This is a genomic window from Pantoea sp. SGAir0215 (assembly GCF_043543215.1).
The window spans coordinates 2,753,256-2,768,492 of record NZ_CP028031.1 but is presented as its reverse complement, the minus strand read 5'-3'; the positions used below and the strand labels follow the sequence as shown (position 1 = coordinate 2,768,492).

At 54.8% G+C, this 15,237-nt stretch carries 13 protein-coding genes; 8 read left to right on the top strand and 5 right to left on the bottom strand.

The window, feature by feature from the left end:
- The first annotated feature begins 12 nt into the window (after positions 1–12).
- The 5 genes from C1N64_RS12960 to C1N64_RS12940 all read left to right on the top strand — a co-directional run bounded on the left by C1N64_RS12960 (position 13) and on the right by C1N64_RS12940 (position 3,888).
- On the top strand, positions 13–1,032 hold the full coding sequence (locus tag C1N64_RS12960) for a CobW family GTP-binding protein (RefSeq protein ID WP_172912514.1): 1,020 nt from the start codon (positions 13–15) through the stop codon (positions 1,030–1,032).
- 4 nt (positions 1,033–1,036) lie between these two features.
- Positions 1,037–2,233: an ABC transporter substrate-binding protein gene (locus C1N64_RS12955; protein ID WP_394514860.1), complete on the top strand. Its 1,197-nt coding sequence runs from the start codon at positions 1,037–1,039 to the stop codon at positions 2,231–2,233.
- Positions 2,234–2,277: 44 nt separating this feature from the next.
- On the top strand, positions 2,278–2,724 hold the full coding sequence (locus C1N64_RS12950; RefSeq protein ID WP_394514859.1) for an NUDIX hydrolase: 447 nt from the start codon (positions 2,278–2,280) through the stop codon (positions 2,722–2,724).
- A 141-nt stretch (positions 2,725–2,865) separates the two neighbouring features.
- On the top strand, positions 2,866–3,276 hold the full coding sequence (locus C1N64_RS12945) for a VOC family protein (RefSeq protein WP_058701893.1): 411 nt from the start codon (positions 2,866–2,868) through the stop codon (positions 3,274–3,276).
- Between the two features lie 225 nt (positions 3,277–3,501).
- Entirely contained in the window at positions 3,502–3,888 is a 387-nt protein-coding gene (locus tag C1N64_RS12940; protein ID WP_394514858.1) for a hypothetical protein, read from the top strand.
- Positions 3,889–4,641: 753 nt separating this feature from the next.
- On the opposite strand, the gene C1N64_RS12935 is transcribed toward C1N64_RS12940, so the two are convergent.
- The 4 genes from C1N64_RS12935 to C1N64_RS12920 all read right to left on the bottom strand — a co-directional run bounded on the left by C1N64_RS12935 (position 4,642) and on the right by C1N64_RS12920 (position 9,085).
- The gene (locus C1N64_RS12935; RefSeq protein ID WP_033741678.1) at positions 4,642–5,175 is read right to left on the bottom strand and encodes a C40 family peptidase; all 534 of its coding nucleotides are present in this window, start codon (positions 5,173–5,175) and stop codon (positions 4,642–4,644) included.
- 253 nt (positions 5,176–5,428) lie between these two features.
- Complete coding sequence (locus C1N64_RS12930) at positions 5,429–6,142, bottom strand: MgtC/SapB family protein (RefSeq protein WP_033741675.1); 714 nt, start codon at positions 6,140–6,142, stop codon at positions 5,429–5,431.
- A gap of 304 nt (positions 6,143–6,446) precedes the next feature.
- Positions 6,447–8,777, bottom strand: coding sequence for an FdhF/YdeP family oxidoreductase (locus C1N64_RS12925; protein ID WP_033741674.1), 2,331 nt, complete (start codon positions 8,775–8,777; stop codon positions 6,447–6,449).
- A 143-nt stretch (positions 8,778–8,920) separates the two neighbouring features.
- Complete coding sequence (locus C1N64_RS12920) at positions 8,921–9,085, bottom strand: DUF2256 domain-containing protein (RefSeq protein ID WP_172912509.1); 165 nt, start codon at positions 9,083–9,085, stop codon at positions 8,921–8,923.
- Between the two features lie 113 nt (positions 9,086–9,198).
- Between C1N64_RS12920 and C1N64_RS12915 the strand changes: the two genes are divergently transcribed.
- The 3 genes from C1N64_RS12915 (at position 9,199) to C1N64_RS12905 (ending at position 12,323) form a co-directional block, all read left to right on the top strand.
- Positions 9,199–10,536 carry a glycoside hydrolase family 10 protein gene (locus C1N64_RS12915; protein WP_110267494.1) on the top strand — a complete coding sequence of 446 codons (1,338 nt, stop codon included), beginning with the start codon at positions 9,199–9,201 and terminating at the stop codon, positions 10,534–10,536.
- A complete protein-coding gene (locus C1N64_RS12910) occupies positions 10,533–10,970 on the top strand; it encodes a GNAT family N-acetyltransferase (RefSeq protein WP_133745236.1) in 438 nt (145 codons plus the stop codon). The genes C1N64_RS12915 and C1N64_RS12910 overlap by 4 nt, the downstream gene beginning before the upstream one ends.
- Positions 10,971–11,090: 120 nt before the next feature.
- Complete coding sequence (locus C1N64_RS12905) at positions 11,091–12,323, top strand: MFS transporter (protein WP_058701896.1); 1,233 nt, start codon at positions 11,091–11,093, stop codon at positions 12,321–12,323.
- A gap of 36 nt (positions 12,324–12,359) precedes the next feature.
- Here the strand turns inward: C1N64_RS12905 and malT are convergent, their stop codons facing one another.
- Positions 12,360–15,062: an HTH-type transcriptional regulator MalT gene (gene malT, locus C1N64_RS12900; protein ID WP_394514857.1), complete on the bottom strand. Its 2,703-nt coding sequence runs from the start codon at positions 15,060–15,062 to the stop codon at positions 12,360–12,362.
- Between the last annotated feature and the right edge of the window lie 175 nt (positions 15,063–15,237).

The window sequence follows — 15,237 nt, the reverse complement described above, 5'->3', positions numbered from 1 at the left end:
AGAGGAGCGGCTATGCTGCACGATCAAAAACTGCCGCTGCATATTCTGAGCGGTTTCCTGGGAAGCGGCAAAACCACGCTGCTGAAAGGCTGGCTGGCGCAGCAAGATCTGAACGACGTTGCATTGCTGGTTAATGAATTTGGTGAGGTGGGCATCGACCATCATCTGCTGAATGAAGTCGCGCCCGATACGGTGCTGCTGCCCAGCGGCTGCGTCTGTTGCCAGATTCGCGGCGAACTGAAAACGGCGTTACTGGATCTCTATGAACGGCGCGTGCGCGGCATGCTGCCGCCGTTCAGCCAGGTCATTCTGGAAACCACCGGCCTTGCCGATCCTGCGCCCATCCTGTCAACATTGCTGCACGATCCCCAGCTTAAACATCACTTCAGTCAGGGCACGCTGGTGACGCTGGTCGATGCCGAGCATGCCCGGCAGCAGTCGATGCATCAACCGGAATGGATAGCCCAGGTCAGCGCGGCGGATAAGCTGTTGCTCAGCAAATGCGACCGTATCGGACAGACCGAACGTGTGGCGCTTCAGGCCTGGATTGCCGGGCTGAACCCTATGGCGGAACTGAGTGACACCGTGCAGGCGCTGGCCGATCCGGACCCCTTATTTGGCCTGCGCCTGGCAAAAGGCAGCGGGCAACAGCGGTTTCGCTGGCTTGGCGCAGCCGGTGCGTCCGGTTATCGTCTTGCACCTCATGACGAGAATCCGCATCCGCTTACGCAAACCTGCGTGATCACCTTAGAGAACGCCCTGAACTGGCCCGCGTTTGCTATCTGGTTGTCAATGCTGTTACATAGCCATGGTCAGTCTGTATTGAGAATGAAAGGCATCTTACGTTTCAGCGGCAGCAGCTCACCCGTGGTGATTCATGGCGTGCAGCATACGTTACATCCGCCCGTTCACCTGAATGACTGGCCCGGCGATGTCGATACCTCAAAACTGGTGTTTATTCTGCGCGGACTGGATCCCGAGCGACTGAAACAGGGATTCAGCCGTTTTCAGCAGGCGGTAAAGGATAAGTAAAACAATGAACGCTGCGGCGAAAGTCAACGATCAACTGACATTACGTGTACTGGGCACCTCGGTCACGCTGCTTGAAATGTTGCGTGTCCGTGCGGAAAGCGATCTGGGGATTCGCATCGAGTATCTGCTGCACAGCGTGGAAGATGCCCAGCGCATTGCGGTCATGCATCCGGAAAGTTATGACCTTTACGATCAGTGGTTTCACAATATCGATTTTGTCTGGCCTGCCCGGGCAATCCAGCCGCTGGAAATCAAGCGACTGAAATACTGGGACGAGATTACGCCGCTGGCCAAAACCGGCAGGCTAGGTCCCGATCTGCCGTTAGCCGATGGCAGTGTACCTTCGGAGCGACTGTATGTTCAGCGCGATATGCATTTAGGCAGCCACGCGAGTGACCATATCAGCATGTTGCCGCTTACCCATAACGTGGACAGTTTTGCCTATCATGCCGACCGGCTACCTGCGGTGCTGCAACAGCAGGAAGAGAGCTGGAGCTGGCTGGTACATCCTTCGCTGACGGGGCAGGTGGCGCTACAGGAAGATGCGGCTATGGGCGGTATTGATGCGGCGCTGGCCATGCAGGGGGCCGGGCTGGCACGCTTTGCGAATATCGGTAATCTGACGCTTGATGAGATCGACCTGTTAACACAACAGCTGGCGCGCCTTCACCGTAACGGCCATTTTGCGGCCTTCTGGGCATCGCAGGATGAGGCATGCGATCTGATTGCCAATCAGCAGGTTGAAGTACAAAGTCTCTGGGCCCCCATCTATTTTCGTCATCATTTCCATCAGCGCGGCTATAAAATGGCGCGACCACGTGAAGGCTACCGTGCGTGGTACGGCGGCATGTCGCTTTCACGCTGTGCGACCGGCAAAATCAAAGAGGCGGCCTACGACTACCTTAACTGGTGGCAGTCTGGCTGGCCCGGTGCGGTCATGGCGCGGCAGGGTTATTACATTTCTAACGCGGAACGCAGCCGGACGCATCTGTCGGCAGCGGAATGGGATTTCTGGTACGGTGGTCAACCCGCATGCGAAGTGCTGCTGGATGCCTGGGGCGCACCGCTGATTCCCCTGGGGGAAGTGCGCGATGGCGGAAGTTACGAGCAACGGATGAGCCACATTGCCGTCTGGAACGCCGTGATGGATGAACATAACTATCTGACGCGCCGCTGGCAGGATTTTTTGCGGCCCCGTTGAGAAATCTTTATCCGTGAGCACGCCACCAATAAAAGGAAGAGAATATGCGCACGCGTCGCTCGGCCCGGTTACTGATCCTGAATGCTTCCCATGAGGTGTTGCTGTTTCGTTTTGTGCATTCGCAGGATGCGCTGGCCGGCAGCGCATACTGGGCAACGCCCGGCGGCGGCTTAGAGCAGGGCGAATCTTTTGAGCAGGCGGCGGTCAGGGAACTGTATGAAGAAACCGGCATTCACCGTGCCGATGTGGGTCCGTCTGTCGGTGAGCGATGCTTTGCCATGACGCTGCCTTCGGGCGAGATCGTGCAGGCACATGAGCGGTTCTTTATTGTTACTGCCGCAGGGAACGAAATTAACACACTGGGCTGGAGTGAAAATGAGAAATCAGTCATTGCCAGTTCGCGCTGGTGGACCGTCAAAGCACTCAGTGAAACAACCGAAACGGTTTATCCCGCCAATATTATGAGCCTGTTGCCTCTGCAATATACCTGAATGAATGCATTCTGACCGACTCTGATTAAATCGCCCCGTCGGATTTATGTTAAATAGCAGGCTATTATGTGCGCGTGCTTTTGCATCACGGCATAATCTGTTTAATGCTGGTTCTCTTTACGCCTGACCAAAGCGGTGAAAGTGAACTTACTCAAGATCGACCACGTCCATATTTATGTGCATGACCTGAAGAAAGCAGAACACTGGTATAAACGGGTGCTGGGTTTTTCACGCGATGAATCGTTGCTGTTTTGGTTTACGCAGGGCGGTCCACTGGTGCTGAAAAATAATGCTGCCGTAATATCGCTGTTTTTAAGAACCCATCAGCCGCCGGGTAACACCGTGGCATTTAGCCTGGATGCCACGTGTTTCTGTCAGTTATTACGCATCCTGGTCGCGCAATCCATACCTTATACAGTCAGCGATCATCAGGTGTCGATGTCCGTTTATTTTTGCGATCCTGACGGAAATCAGATTGAACTGACGTCTTATCAGTACGCGGAAGCGAAGGAAAACCTGGCGATATTTGAGGACAGCGTGCATCGGCCATAAACAGGCACTTGCCTTGTCCGGTAACGTTAATTGAGACTGACCATCACTCTCTATGCTCATTAAACGCAGAATAAAAAAGAAAAGGGCGGTCTTTTTTCGAGGCACGCCATATTTTGATAACGCGCGTTGTGATTACACCGCGACATCGTTATTTTTTTCAAGAAACGTCTTTAGAAGCCGATATTAGTTAATTCACATCAGCTATTGCGTTAAGGAGAACCTAAAATGACGTATTTGCATATTAAACAGCCATCAGACGACGAAGGATGTGGTATCGCGGTTATGGCCCGATTACATCAAAAAAGTTATGATGAGATGTTGTCAATTGCTATGGAAAATGACTTCTGTGACAAGGATAAATGTGTCAATCTCGCGCAAATGGAAAGATTTCTGCGTTATAAGGGATTAGAAAACGTATCGTATAAAAGACACAACGGGGCCAGCGTACCGACGGATTGTGGTATTTTTCATGGTCGCTGGAATAACGTTAAAACCGGGACACGTCACTGGATTGCTTACCACGATGGTCTGTTTTTTGATCCGCTTTTGCCGCAACCCGTCTCGCAATTATCCGCGCAGTTTTATGTGACGCAAATTTTCAAACATCCTTAAATATTCATTGCCTGGAAGGCCAATGGAGATGTTAATAGTCAACGTGAGCACCTGGCAAACTGCTAAATTCGGGGCCAGGCCCTGGGTTGGCTTTTAATATCCTTCATCAGGCATCATAGATCTGTGGGTACCGATATCAGACAGCGTTTCGTATTAATCGATATGGGTGAATGTTGTGGGGATTTCGGTACCTCAGTACGCTAATTTTTACGTAGCCGCGTCAGTTCGTGGCTGATCAGCCTCAGCGATGAAACCAGGCAAAACATCACGTCGCCGCTTTTCGGTATTCACTGCCTGTAAGATGTTTTCTCAACGTCAGGTGAGTTGTCATCAAGAACGGCTGATGCGCGTTTCGGGTGATAGACATGAGTTGCAGTGGTGACTCGGTTATCTGCTTAAACTGGCAACGCGCACGGCATCAGATTTTGATGTGGCCTGAAGACGAGATATGAGAGCACATAAACAGGCGAAGCGAAGACAAAGCGAAAAAGCAGAGAAAATGGTGCAAAACCGGAAAAGACGCAGAACACCCCATATCGGAGCCTGATGTATAAAAGTACGCATAATGTATATTATGTTAAATAAGATGTCCGGTTACGCACTCAGTCAGCCCGTTTACGCCTTTCCTGCCTCACCGCTTCTTTTTGTCCGCTTCTGTACCCACAAATCACAACAACGCTACGTAAAAAACTGGCGCTTATCCCTGTGCTGGATTGGCAGATTTCACGTAGCGTTGCCTGGCATAATTCACGTTTAGCTGGCTCTGTTCAGTGTCACCTGTGCCCCGTATTCTCGCGTCAGACGACGCGCCTGGTAATAAACCGATTTCCAGTATGGGTTGTTCAGTGATGAGCGAATCACGCCCTTGCTGGCCGACGCGTGAATAAACTGATTATCCGTATCGTAGAAGCCTACGTGCATGCCGCCACCAATGCGGAAAAACACCAGATCGCCTGGTTGCAGATGTTCCGGTGTGACACGAACGCCCATATGCAGCAGATCGGCTGTGGTGACGCGGTCCATTGGCAGATTGAAACGATCGTGCAAGGTTCGCCAGACGTAGCCCGAGCAATCCACGCCAGACAGCTGTGTGCCGCCCCATTGGTACGGCGTATCATGCCAGGTGTGCATTTGGTCATGCAACGCCGCGACGATAGGAATCAAATCCGGGTTTTGCGATGCGTCAGCGGCGGCGGTGTCCTTGGGTTCATCTGAATGATGATGACTGCAACCAGAAAGCAGGAGCATAAGGCCGGAAAGAAAAAAGAATGAGGTTTTACGCTTCATCGAATAATCCGCACAGTAAAGATAACAAGGTGAGCAACGCTAAGGGCTTTTATAACCCATTCAATCGCTTATAGAAATATCTACGCTCTGCTTTACTTAACCTTACACTCAAACGGCAGGCTCTCTTTATATAGCGTAAAAAAGCGCACCTGGAAACGGATTTTCGCGAATAAATAACAACGCTACGCGAAATCTGACGCATAACTCCCCTGCTCTTTTATCAGAATTCACGTAGCGGCGCCTGTTTTTTGTGCTATCCGTTTTCGCTCGCATCCAGACCGCATACCTGCCAGCGCACCGAACTGACCCCTTTCTCCAGGCTAATGCGGCTTACCAGACTTTCCAGCTGTCCGGTCATGCTGGGTTGGCCCATCACTTCGGCATTCACTTCCATGCGATGTGGCGGATCCAAATCTTCACTGTGGAGCGATTGCAGGCGCAGGCCGCTGTTGCCCAGGCTATGCAGCATCAAACTGCGCACCTGAACTTCATCCTGCGCCAGACAAACGATCTGCACTTTGTAATGTTGTACTGCCTCGTCGGCCGACACGATGGACTGGCGATTAATGCCCAGCGCCAGTTCACGCAACAGAATGTTGGCACAGAGAATCACCATGCAACCTATCGCGGCTTCGAGTAACAACCCCATGCTGCACAGGACGCCGACGGCCGCGGTACACCACAAGGTGGCGGCGGTATTCAGGCCGCGAACGTTTAATCCGTCGCGCATAATCACACCGCCACCCAGGAAGCCGATACCGGAAACCACATAGGCGGCAACGCGAGTGGCGTCGGTGGCAATGCCGGGAACACACTGCGTCATCAGAACGAACAAACAGGCGCCGGTGCTGACCAGCGCGTTAGTACGTAAGCCGGTCATGCGTTGACGCAGCTGACGTTCGCTGCCGATGAGCGCACCCAGAATCAGCGCGGCCGATACGCGCAGTAAAAAGATTTTCCAGTCCATGATAAACCTCTCTCCGCCGCGCGGCAGGCGCAGTACGGAAAAACAAAGATGAATAAAATGGATTACAGCGGGCGTTGATGCAAAGCGCATCACGTCAGGGAAGGATGTTGATACAGCCGCCGTCTTAACGTGCAGTTAAGACAGCCAAAACTATCTTACTGCAGAAGCCTGGTGTAATCGTTCGGGACTTGTGTCCAATGTAGGTTGCCTCTTGCGTAAAATTCGCGGCGATTGTATAGCCATCTGAGGGCGGATTTCCACTCAGATGGCGCTTCGTTCAGGATTGGTTTAGCTGGACGGACGTTTAACGGCGCGTTGCGGACGCCTCAACCGGCACGTCGGCGCGGGCCAGCTCCATCCTCACCGGTGTGCTTTTATAGGAGGGAATACCGCTTTTTGTGTCGTAACTGTCTAAGGGAATTAACACGTTAGCTTCAGGATAATAGGCCGCTACCGATCCTTCGGCCATATCATGCACTGCGATAGTCAGATTATCGAGACGGCGATGAGTAGGATTGCCGTCCGGGTCCAGCGCAATGATGTTAACCTGATCGCCCATGCGAACCCCCTTTTTCTCCGCCTCGTTTTCACTGATAAACAGAATGTCGCGGCGGCCTGAAACGCCGCGATAGCGGTCATCCAGCCCGTAGAGCGTGGTGTTGTACTGATCGTGACTGCGCAGTGTCGTCAGAACGAGATCATGACATTTCAACGAGCGCGGATCTTCATTGATGCCCTCCATCACCAGGAATTGTGCTTTGCCCGATGGCGTATGCCAGACACGTTCAGACGCGCCATTCGGTAAACGGAACCCGCCCGGCTGCTGAATACGTTCGTTGAAGTTGTCAAAACCCGGAATCACCGCTTCGATGGCGTCACGAATCAGGCTGTAGTCGCCTGTCAACGTGTCCCAGTCCACGACCGTGTCCGGCAACGTAGCTTTGGCCAGGCCCGCGATGAGCGCGGGTTCGGATTTCAGATGAGGCGACGCCGGATCGAGCGTGCCGCGTGAGGCGTGTACCATCGACATGGAATCTTCAACCGTCACGCTCTGTGCACCAGACTGTTGCTGGTCAATCTCGGTGCGGCCAAGCACCGGGAACAGATAGCTGTGTTTTGCCAGCAACAAATGCGAGCGGTTCAGTTTGGTGGCCATGTGCACCACCATATCCAGCTTGCGCATCGCAGCAAAGGTTTGCTGTGGATCCGACATGGCTTCGGCCAGATTACCGCCCAGGCACAGCAGTGCGTTTATCTCACCATCGCGAATGGCCTGAACGGCCTTAACGGCACTGTGTCCGTGTTTTGTCGGTGGCGTGAAACCAAAGACCGCTTCGATACGCTTCAGCAGGCTTTCGGAGGGAACTTCGGTGATGCCAACGGTACGATCGCCCTGCACATTCGAGTGACCGCGTAACGGACAAATGCCCGCGCCCTTCTTGCCCATATTGCCGCGTAACAGCAGCAGATTCGCAATTTGTTGCACGTTCTGCGTGCCATACTGATGCTGAGTAATTCCCATGCCATAGCAAATGATCGTGCGTTCAGCATTAGCGTAAAGCTGCGCGATATGCTCAATCTGTTCGCGTGACATACCCGAAACGTTAAGAATATGCGCCCAGTCCGTCGCCTCAAGGTCGGCTTTTAAGGCATCCAGGCCCTGCGTATGTTCAGCGATAAACGCGGCGTCAAACACGCCAGGATTGCCGCGGGTTTTGGCCTCTTCATCCATCGCCATCAGGCACTTCATCACGCCTTTAAGCATGGCCGCATCACCGCCAACCCGGATTTTGTAATAGGTTGACGCCAGTTCCGTTGAACTCAGCGTCACCATCTGTACCGGATTTTGCGGGGCGGTAAAACGCTCAAGTCCCCGTTCGCGCAACGGATTGATCGCGACGATTTTCGCACCGCGTTTCGACACCTCCTGCAACGTGGCCAGCATGCGCGGATGGTTTGTACCGGGGTTATGACCGATACAGATCACCAGATCGCAATGGTCAAAATCATCCAGCTCTACCGTGCCTTTGCCGATGCCAATCGATTCAGGTAAGCCGACGCTGGTTGGCTCGTGGCACATATTGGAACAGTCGGGAAAGTTATTGGTGCCAAATTCGCGGGCAAACAGCTGCCACAGAAAGGCGGCCTCGTTGGAAGCACGTCCCGAGGTATAAAATTCCACGCTGTCGGGATTGTGATAACTGCGCAGCCGCTCACCAATTTCATTGAAGGCGGTTTGCCACTCGATGGGCTGATAGGTATCCGTTACCGGATCGTATTTCATTGGATGCGTCAGCCTGCCTTCGCCTTCAAGCTCGTAGGCGCTGCGCTGCCACAATTCGCTGACCGGATGGGCCGCGAAAAACTCAGGTGTTGTGCGTTTACTGGTGGCTTCCCATGACACCGCTTTCGCGCCGTTTTCACAGAACTCAAAGGAGGACGTGTGTTTGGGATCGGGCCAGGCACAGCCGGGACAGTCAAAGCCTTCAGGCTGGTTAACTTTAAATAAGGCAATCACGTCCTGTTTCACGGCCATCTGACCACGAATCGCCCCTGCTACCGCTTTCAGGGCACCCCAGCCGCCCGCTGCGCCATCATAGGGTTTCACACCTTCCGTCCTGTTTTGCTCTTTCATTGCTGCTCCAGACTGACTGTTTTTGTTTTTATTAAGCCTGGTACAGTAATCGCAACGGCGCGTGAGAACAGTCGTGTAAAATTCAGGTTAACTTTTGCTAAATGTTTCACCGAGGCGGCAAAGCCAGGCGAAGCGAGAAAATGTTATTCTCCGTCAGCGGTATTTCGACGCTGTCGCCTGCAACGTTCAGAGCAGTACTGTACCTGATCCCAGCATTTTGCCCACTTTTTACGCCAGGTCATGGGTTTATGGCACTGCCTGCAGTAGCGCACCGGTAGCCCCTGTTTATTTCCTTTAAAAGTGTGCATCGTCTGCCCCCTGTCATCAGGTGATAAGTATAGACAGGCCGGGTTAATTGACTTTACGCCAAATAGGATCAGAATACTGTTCCAGTTAAGGACTACGCGACACGGAGTTTACCATCGCCACTTTTCGCGACGTTTATCGCGCCCGTACGGGACGCCGAGCCGGCCTGTTCGCCGCCTCGGCTTTGTTATTAGCCAGCTGTTCGTCGGAACCGCCAAAATCGCTGGTCACGCCCTTTCCGACCGTCAGTAAACCGCCGGTAACCAGCCAACCGGTGCGGGAGAATGTGCCTGTACGCGGCGTCTGGCTGACGACGGTTTCCCGTCTCGACTGGCCACCGATCGCCTCGGTGAATATCCGCGATGAGGCGCTGCGCGTCAGTCAGCAAAAGCGTGCGCTGACCGATAAACTCGACAAGCTGAAAAGCCTGGGAATCAATACGGTGTTCTTTCAGGTCAAACCGGATGGCACCGCGCTGTGGGCATCGAAGATCCTGCCCTGGTCAGACATGATGACAGGCGAAACAGGTCAGAACCCGGGCTTTGATCCGCTGCAGTTTATGCTGGATGAAGCCCATAAGCGCGGTATGCGCGTGCATGCCTGGTTTAATCCCTACCGCGTTTCCGTGAATACCAAACCCTCAACGGTCGCCGAGCTGAACCGCACCCTGTCACAGCAGCCTGCCAGCGTCTTTGTTCTGCATCGTGACTGGATTCGCACGTCGGGGGATCGTTACGTGCTCGATCCCGGCATTCCGGATGTGCGTGACTGGATAACCAGCATCGTGGCTGAAGTTGTAAAACATTACGATATCGATGGCGTGCAGTTTGATGATTACTTCTACGCCGAGTCGCCCGGCTCGCCCCTGAACGACAGTCAGACGTTTATTCGATACGGTCAGGGCTTTGCCTCGAAGGCAGACTGGCGCAGGCATAATACACAGTTGTTGATCGAGCAGGTTTCTCACACGATCAAGCAGCTCAAGCCGCAGGTGGAGTTTGGCGTCAGCCCGGCGGGCGTCTGGCGTAACCGTTCGCACGATGCTGCCGGCTCGGATACGCGCGGCGCGGCGGCCTACGATGAGTCCTATGCGGATACACGCCGCTGGGTACAGGACGGCTTACTGGATTATATTGCGCCCCAGATTTACTGGCCCTTCTCACGCAGTGCCGCCCGTTACGATGTGCTGGCGAACTGGTGGGCTAACGTTGTTAAGCCGACTAAAACGCGTCTGTATATCGGTATCGCCTTATACAAAGTCGGGGTGCCCGCCAAAAACGAGCCGGAATGGACGATTCAGGGCGGCGTGCCGGAACTGAAACGGCAGCTTGACCTTAACGCTTCCCTGCCGCAGGTCAGCGGCACGATTTTGTTCCGGGAAGACTACCTGAATCAGCCACAAACGCAGCCAGCAGTGAATTACCTGCGCAGCCGCTGGGGGCAACAGCCGTGATAACCGTGGCGGTTGTCGAGGCTGCAACTCCGGCGTTACAGGTCTTAACGGCCCGGCTGTCAGCGGAACTGTCTGCCCTTACTGGCGATGCGGGGACACAGCACTTCAGCGCGCCTGAGGCGGCGACCTGGGTGCTGGCCCGTGACAGCCAGGGCAAGGCAATTGGCTGTGGGGCGCTGGTGCATGTCTCCCCTGAGACAGCCGAGCTGAAGCGCATGTTTTCCACCCGCGATCTCCCCGGTACGGGCGCGGCCGTGCTGGCTGCGCTTGAGCAGATTGCCCGCGCGCGCGGCTATCGCGCGCTGCGGTGCTCAACGCGCCGGGTGAATACCCGCGCAGTGGCGTTTTATCATCGTTGCCATTTTCAGGAAACCGCCCCTTACGGCGCTTATGTCGATAAGCCCGCTTCTGTGTGTCTGATCAAAGCCCTCTGACGCAAATCATTAACAAATATTTTACTATTCAGCCCAAAATAGCACTTTTGTCAGCACCGCATTCGCTGCGTGGCGTAATATACGTCAATAAACGTAAAGTCCTCCCACACGGAAATGCGCATGTCTCAATACTCAAGTGAAGTGAAAACCAGTCAGCCCGGACTGGCCGCCAACGTTGATGACAGTCAGAAAATTGTGATGTCGATACTGGGCGCAGTGGCCTTTTCCCACTGCTGTAATGACTTTATCCAGGCCATGCTGCCGTCCATTTATCCGCTGCTGAAAACCAACTTCGCGCTCAGCTACGCCCAGATTGGGTTGATCACGCTGATTTATCAGATGACCGCCTCGCTGCTGCAGCCGTGGATTGGCCTGTATACCGACAAACATCCCAAACCCTGGCTGCTGCCGTCCGGTATGGTTGCGACGCTCATCGGCATCGGGCTGCTGGCCATCGCGCCGCATTTCTCAGTGGTGTTGATGGCATCGGCGCTTATCGGCGTAGGTTCAGCCACGTTTCATCCGGAAGCGTCGCGTGTGGCACGGATGGCTTCGGGCGGGCAATTTGGGACGGCACAATCAACCTTCCAGGTCGGCGGCTATGTCGGTACCGCTTTTGCGCCGCTGGTCGCCGCGATGCTGATCATCCCGCACGGACAGTTGGCGGTGGGCTGGCTGATGCTGATCGCGCTGTTTGCGGTCATCATTCTGTCAGGTATCAGCCGCTGGACGGTGAAGCACGGTCATGCCCACATGAAAAAGCACAACCAGCGGTCACTACGCGCCCTGTCGTCGCGCGATGTGAAGCTGGCGCTGTCCGTTGTGGGCGTGCTGTTACTGGCTAAATTCACCTATATTGCCTCGATCAGCAACTACTACATTTTTTATCTGGTCGAGCGCTTCCAGTTACCGGTGCCGGAAGCCCAGATTTACCTGTTTACCTTTCTGGCCGCGGTGGCGATTGGGACGCTGGTTGGCGGCCCGGTGGGCGATCGTATCGGACGTAAGGCGGTGGTCTGGATCTCTTTCCTGGGCGTCATTCCCTTCTCGCTCCTGATGCCGCACGCCAACCTGTTCTGGACCGCGGTGTTAACCGTTTGCATTGGCCTGGTGTTTTCATCGGCGTTTGCCGCGCTGGTCGTCTATGCCCAGGAGGTGCTGCCGGGTCGCACGGGCATGGTGGCCGGGATCATGTTTGGCACGATGTTTGGGATTGGCGGTATCGCCGCGGCCGCACTGGGGAAATTTGCGGACTGGTACGGTATTACCACGGTATACAACGCCTGTGGCTTTTTACCGCTGCTTGGCTTTGTGACCTTACTGATGCCTGACACGCGAAACAAAAAAGCGTAAAACGTCCAGGCAGCACCCGGCTGCCTGTTGCTTTTCTTACACGTACCCCATCATTTTCAGCATCGACTGCGCCTGCGTCATCGCTTCCGCCCGATGGGTGATGCCCAGTTTTTGATACAGGTTGCGGATATGGGTTTTGATGGTGGTGGCGGCCACATCCAGCTCGGCCGCGATCTGCTCGTTGCTGTAGCCGGAATAGATTAATCCCAGCACCTGCCATTCACGTTGCGTCAGTGGGCTGGTGCGGATCAGCTCCGGTACGTCCGGATGGTTCAGCAACCGGCTGACAAAGCCTTCATCAAAATGCGCAAACTTGTGGCGGTGATATTTGTTGATCTCGTTCAGGATGCGCCGCGCCCGATGGTGATCCAGCTCATCAAGTGTATTCAGCTGTAACAGCTGACGGAGCTGCTGCGCCATGGTTTCACCCTGCACAACGAAATGGCTGATAAAGCCGGTGCTGCGTGCCAGATTGAACGCACTGAGTAAAGCCTGCTGTGCCTTTGCGCGCTGATCCGTTTCCCAGTAGATCTGATTCAGCAACAGCAAATTGCGGTTGAGATCGCTCATTAGCTGCAACGCCCGGGCGTTGTCATTCAGCTCGTCCAGAATCACCTCGGCCTCAGTGTACTGCCCCAGCAGAATCTGCGCCCGCGCCACGTTACGCCACTGTCCCTGTAAAAAATGGTTACTGGCACTGGCCGGTTTTGGCGTCTGACGCAGCCAGTCACGCGCGCTTTGCAAATCGCCGGTCATTTGCCAGTACAGCACCCGCACTTTATCTGCATTGGCCAGCCAGTCATGATGCCAGCGGCCGTTGTTCAGCAGGTTCTCCAGGCGATTTAATAAGGTGCGCGCGTTATCAAGGTTGCCACGGGCGATGGCGCTCTGCACCAGTAAGCCCAGGCACTGGATCTGCTGCTGCGGCTGAAAACCCTGTAAGACTTTCATGCCGTCGCGCGCGGCCTGCTCCGCCTCATCCAGCCGTCCCCAGGCCCATAACAGTTGGGCGCGGATGCGCAGCAGAAACTCATGCAACGGGAAGTGAGACAAATGCTGTGCCTTTACCAGCGCGAAGGCCCGCTCCTGGGTTTCATACGCGGTTTGCAGAAAGCCCTGGGCAAACAGAATCTCGCTTTGCTGAATCAGGCTCCACAGCACATAGTGCCAGGCATCTTCCCGGCGAGCCATATGCTCCGTCTGGCGCATCAGCGCCAGCGAGTTACTGAGTTCGCCTTTACAATGCAGAATTTCGCCGTGCACCGAGGTCGCGACAATCCGGCTGTAGTGGCGGCTTTCAGGCAGTGCGTCCAGCGCCAGCATCGCCAGACGCTCGGCCTCATCCGCATTACCGTCATTGATCGCCACCTGCGCCAGCAGTGCGTTAAACTCGCCGCGCAGGACCGCATCGATTTCGCAACGGCTCTCCTGCTCAAACCGGGCCAACAGGCTGTTCACCTCTGTGAAGCGGTGCTGGCTCTGCATCAGCCAGGCCTGCAATAACACCAGGTTGGGATGCGCCAGCAGCATACTCCAGGGCAGTGCTTTCAACGACGATTCCAGTAACGGCAGCTCGCTCTGGTTAAACAGAGACCATGCGTGCTCAATGAGCACGTCCCGCAGCATCTCAGCATCGCCTGAGGCGCGCGCATGATGAATGGCTTCACCCGGAAAGCCCTGCGCCATCCAGCTGGTTGCCGCCGCACGATGCAGGGCGGGAAGCTCTGCAGCCAGCTCCCACTGGCAGCGCTGTTGCAGGAAGCTGCCAAATAACGGGTGATAGCTGAACCACTGACCGGAATCATCCATGCGTTGCAGAAACAGCCCCTGGCGCTCAATCTCCTCCAGCCAGCGTTGGCCGTTCTCCTCACCGGTGACTTCGGCGATCAGCGCCGCATTTAGCGAACGTAGCAGCGCGCTTTTTAACAGGAAATGGCGGGTGGGCAACGTCACGTTATCCAGCACTTCCTCGACCAGATAGTCGTTTAAGTGACTGGCATTAATACCCGACAGACGTCGGGCCGAATGCTGCGCCGCGCCTGCGCCCTGCCGGGCCGACAGGGCGATCAGCTGCAGAGCCGTTGCCCAGCCTGCGACGTCATCGCACAGGCGCCCGGTTTCGTCGGACGCCAGCGGTGCGGGCAGCCGGGCAGCAAAAAACGCCTGCGCTTCCTGATGGGTAAAGGCCAGTTGCTGGCTGCTGAGTTCCAGCAGCTGTTCGCGCACGCGCAGATTGGCAATGCCTAACTGCGGCAGATTACGCGAGAGCACGATCAGGGTGACGTTTTCAGGTTGATGGCGTAGAAAGAAGCGCATGGCATCATGAATCGCCGGATTGATGATGTGATGGTAATCATCAATGATCAGCCACAGCGGCTTATGCCATTCCTGCAAATCGTTAAAGAGTTGGGTAAAGAGTGCGTTAAGGTTGACGTACTGCCGCTTCTGCGCCAGCACTTCACTACGACGGCAGCATCCCTGCGTGGCCTGCTGCAGGGCCGCTACCAGATAATCCGCAAAGCGCTCCGTCTGGTTGTCGCTTTCATCCAGGGAATACCAGCCCAGCTCGGCTTTATCGGCTGCCCAGTGGGAGATCAAGGTGGTTTTACCGTAGCCAGCGGGGCTGGTCACCAGCACCAGGCGATAGTTACCGGCGGCGGATAATTTTCGTATCAGTCGCTCGCGTTTCACCGTGGTTTCATGCCGGACAGGACGGCTGAGTTTTGAGGGAATTAACATAGACGCACGCTTCTCCATTTGCTTCGGCGCATCATTTTTTTACGCTTCGTAATTATTCTTCACACGTTCAGCTATCCCTTCGGATAAAGCAAGCAGACGCTTAAGTGAATCTTCACAAAAGCGAATCTAATCACACTTAAGTAAAACTTTCGGACTTCCCTCAGGCTCTCCACCC

Coding starts and splice junctions, on each gene's coding strand:
- C1N64_RS12950 (WP_394514859.1), top strand. CDS start 2,278: ATGCGCACGCGTCGCTCGGCCCGGTTACTGATCCTGAATGCTTCCCAT.
- C1N64_RS12920 (WP_172912509.1), bottom strand. CDS start 9,085: ATGCACACTTTTAAAGGAAATAAACAGGGGCTACCGGTGCGCTACTGC.
- C1N64_RS12925 (WP_033741674.1), bottom strand. CDS start 8,777: ATGAAAGAGCAAAACAGGACGGAAGGTGTGAAACCCTATGATGGCGCA.
- C1N64_RS12905 (WP_058701896.1), top strand. CDS start 11,091: ATGTCTCAATACTCAAGTGAAGTGAAAACCAGTCAGCCCGGACTGGCC.
- C1N64_RS12955 (WP_394514860.1), top strand. CDS start 1,037: ATGAACGCTGCGGCGAAAGTCAACGATCAACTGACATTACGTGTACTG.
- C1N64_RS12960 (WP_172912514.1), top strand. CDS start 13: ATGCTGCACGATCAAAAACTGCCGCTGCATATTCTGAGCGGTTTCCTG.
- malT (WP_394514857.1), bottom strand. CDS start 15,062: ATGTTAATTCCCTCAAAACTCAGCCGTCCTGTCCGGCATGAAACCACG.
- C1N64_RS12935 (WP_033741678.1), bottom strand. CDS start 5,175: ATGAAGCGTAAAACCTCATTCTTTTTTCTTTCCGGCCTTATGCTCCTG.
- C1N64_RS12930 (WP_033741675.1), bottom strand. CDS start 6,142: ATGGACTGGAAAATCTTTTTACTGCGCGTATCGGCCGCGCTGATTCTG.
- C1N64_RS12940 (WP_394514858.1), top strand. CDS start 3,502: ATGACGTATTTGCATATTAAACAGCCATCAGACGACGAAGGATGTGGT.